Source organism: Verrucomicrobiota bacterium (assembly GCA_037139415.1).
GTDB lineage: Bacteria > Verrucomicrobiota > Verrucomicrobiia > Limisphaerales > Fontisphaeraceae > JBAXGN01.
In genome coordinates, this window is record JBAXGN010000332.1 from 1 (window position 1) to 3524 (window position 3524).

Below are 3524 nucleotides of genomic sequence, written 5' to 3' on the forward strand. Positions count from 1 at the left end.
GGCTTCGGGTAATTTCGGGGGCGGCGGGCGAGAGCATCACACTCGATGCGGAAGGGAACGTCCAACAAGTGCCGTGAGCCGGGCGAAAGGGGACATAATGAAAACGATTCGATTACTGATACTGGGCCTTTGGGGTACAATCGCAACTTGCTGGGGGCAGGACACGGCGGAATTCAATGGACCGGGATGGTTTCGAAGCGCCCGCAGGCAAGGCGGACAGCCGACGCTGCTTTCCAGCTCAGCGGCAACGCAGACGGTCCAGGCCCAAAGGCAATTCAGCCCCATGCAGCTTGCAAGCGCGCCTGAAATTGCCGAAGCGATCACTCCCGAAATTCAGGCCCTGGCACGCGGGTTGGAGAATGATCCCAAGAAGATTTTCGATTACGTGCACGATCATATTCGCTATGTGCATTACTTCGGATCGAAGAAAGGAGCGCAATTGACGCTTTTGGAGCGTAGCGGAAACGACTTCGACCAATGCGCGCTGCTGGTCGCAATGTTGCGGGCCGCCGGACTGTCAGCCAGCTATCGTTTTGGCACGGTTTTCATGCCTTACGAAATAAGTACGCACCGCGATTTCAAGCACTGGCTAGGGCTAACCAAGCCTAATACCAACTGGACTGAGTCAAAGCAATTCGCTTTTGACATCTGCATGGCTAGGGGTTTTCCTTGCTACTATGCGGTCGATGAGTACCAAGGCCAGGTGTTCCATCACGTCTGGGTAGTGCTGAATTTAAACAACCAGACGAATGAACTTGATCCTGCATTCAAGGTTTCTGAGCCAATTAGCGGGATCAACCTTGCGTCCGCAATGCGGCTGGACACGAACCAACTGATGACGACTGCCGGTGGCACTACCACCAACGCTGCAAAATATATCCAAAGCCTGAGTGAAGTAAATCTTCGCAACAAACTCAGAGATTATACCACCAACCTGCTCAGCTATCTGCAAAGCAATTATCCCAATGCCTCGGTCGAAGAGATTATGGGCGGGCAATACATCGTTTCATCGGCTGGTGACTCATTGAGTACCAGCCTTTCATTCGTACCATTCCTCGTTAAAGATACAGCCCCGATTATAGAGTGGAATTACATCCCCACGAATCTGATGACGACGCTCAAAATCACAGTGGATGCCACCAGCAGTCAGTTCTTATATATGCCGCAGCTACAAGGGCAGAAACTGGCGTTGACGTTCAGCACCAATGGGCTCGCGCAATTGTGGCTTGAAGACGATCTTTTACTGCAACAGCAGACTAGTGGCGGAGGCACGGTAGATGTGGCGCTGAACATAGACCATCCATATGGATATTGGGACTTCGCCTACAATACCCTGATAAACACGAATTGGAGCGATCATTCCGTCACCAATACCTACCAACGAACCAACGCGAGCTATGCGATCACGTATGCGTTCGAGCCGGACCAGGAATGGCTGCGCCAGCGGCAGGACAAGCTGGACCAATATCGGCAGCAAGGGTTGGCGGATACCTCGCGCGAAGTACTGACGGAGACCCTGAATATTATGGGGTTGAACTGGATGCTGCAAACCGAGCGCATTTTCCGTGTGCTGGCGGCGCAGCAAGATATGCTCCTGATGTATCATCATCGTTTTGGGCGCATGGCTCAGGAATTTGGCAAAGGCTATTATGTTGATGTTTACCAACAACTGAATGGTAACTATCCCGCCAGCGGAGAGGGTATCAATGACTGGGATCGTACAGATCGACAGTTCGACCTGGCTGGTTTCTTCGGCAGCGCGGCGGAGCATGGGCTGATTGAGCAATTGCAGTCGAGCAACTTGGTGGCGGCATCTACGGTCAAGATGCTTCAAATCGGCAACACCAATGGGCAGCGAATCTGCCTGGCCGATAGCAACAACTGGGCGGATGTAAGCCGTTTCTTGACCAATTATAATGCCACCACTAATTTTTTAAAGTCGCTTGTTGACAATGGAGACACTTTATTGCTGCCGGCGAACGGGTCGAATGTGCTTGACGGAGCGGGAAGTTGGGCGGGATACGGCGCTCTCGCTCGTGGTCCAAATGCCGGGTTTTTCGCAATGAACATGCTCATTAGCGGCAAATATCACGGCGGCTACGTGGGTACCCTTAATGCGGTTGTGGACCCTCCGTATGTTGGCCAGGCCAGTTGCGTACAACCGAATAAATTCAATCAAGGGTCGGCATTGGTCCCACCCGTCTTTTCCGGGGATCCAGTAAGCATGGTGGATGGCTCTTTCCGAGTATCGGCAGCGGACCTTGCCCTTGGGCAGCCCGAGCCGCGTGGAGTTCGGTTCACACGGTATTATAGTTCCAGCCGCCGCCTGCACAACCTGGCAAGTATGGCCCACGGTTGGACGCACAACTACAACATGAAGGCGATGGATGTCAGCGCCCCACTGGCGGGTTTGGGAGACACCACGCCAGCCCAAATGGCACCCATGATCGTCGCCACCAAATCCGCGTTCGAGCTATACAATACCAGTCCGAGCCCGAAGAATTGGGCGGTCACCGCATTGATCGCCAAGTGGGGTCTCGACCAACTCATCAACAATGCCGTGTCCGTGACCTTGGGCGACGATACCATTCAATTTATCAAACAGCCTAACGGTACTTATACGCCGCCCGCCAAATCCACCATGACGATGTATAAAACCAACGGAGTTTACCGGGTGCGCGAGCGGCATGGGAACACGTACAAATTCAATAGTGTCGGGCTGCTCACCAATATTGTGGACCTTTACAACCAAAATCTCACGGTCACCTACGACAGCAGCAACCGGGTAAGCACCATCAAGGATTGGAAAAACCGCACGCTGACATTGACCTATTCTGGCAGTCCACAGCGCCTCGCTACCGTGGCTGACAACACAGGCCGTTCAGTGTCTTACGATTACACGACCGCCGCTGGCCAAACAGACCTCACCAGCGTGACCGATCCGGAGAGCAAAGCCAGCACCTTTGTGTACGACACCAACCATCAGATCATTGCCACGCTGGATGCATTGAACCGCGTGGTGGTATCCAACAGTTATGATGGGTTCGGCAGGGTGATAGAGCAATACAGCAAGGGCGATGCCAACCAGGTTTGGCAGCTTTTCTGGTCCGGGTACTTGAACACGGAGTTGGATCCGGCGGGCGGGCGCAAACAATACTATTTTGACGACAAACATCGGCTGGTAGCCACCCTTGACCCCTTGGGCCACTCTGCCCTCACCTATTACGATGGGCAAGATCACGTCATCGAGGCGGTTTCACACTTGCCTGCCACCAATGTCTTTTTTTATGACGGGCACCATAACCTGATTGCAACCCTTGACGCCTTGGGATACACGAACCAGTTCTTTTACGACAGCAAGGACAATCTGATTCGTAGTGTGGATGCGCGCGGCAAAACTTCCACGTTTGGCTATAATACGTATTTCCTGATGACCGGCTCAACCAACGGCGCGGGCGACTGGGCCACCTTTGTTTACAGCACCACGGATGGCACGCTTACCAGCCGCACCGATCCAGGTGGCA

Annotated in this window: 1 protein-coding gene; it reads left to right on the forward strand. The window is 53.4% G+C overall.

What is annotated here, in order from left to right; translation table 11 throughout:
• Positions 1-283 precede the first annotated feature (283 nt).
• A partial coding sequence (locus WCO56_29270) for a transglutaminase domain-containing protein (protein ID MEI7733692.1) occupies positions 284-3524 on the forward strand: 3241 nt, incomplete at its 3' end.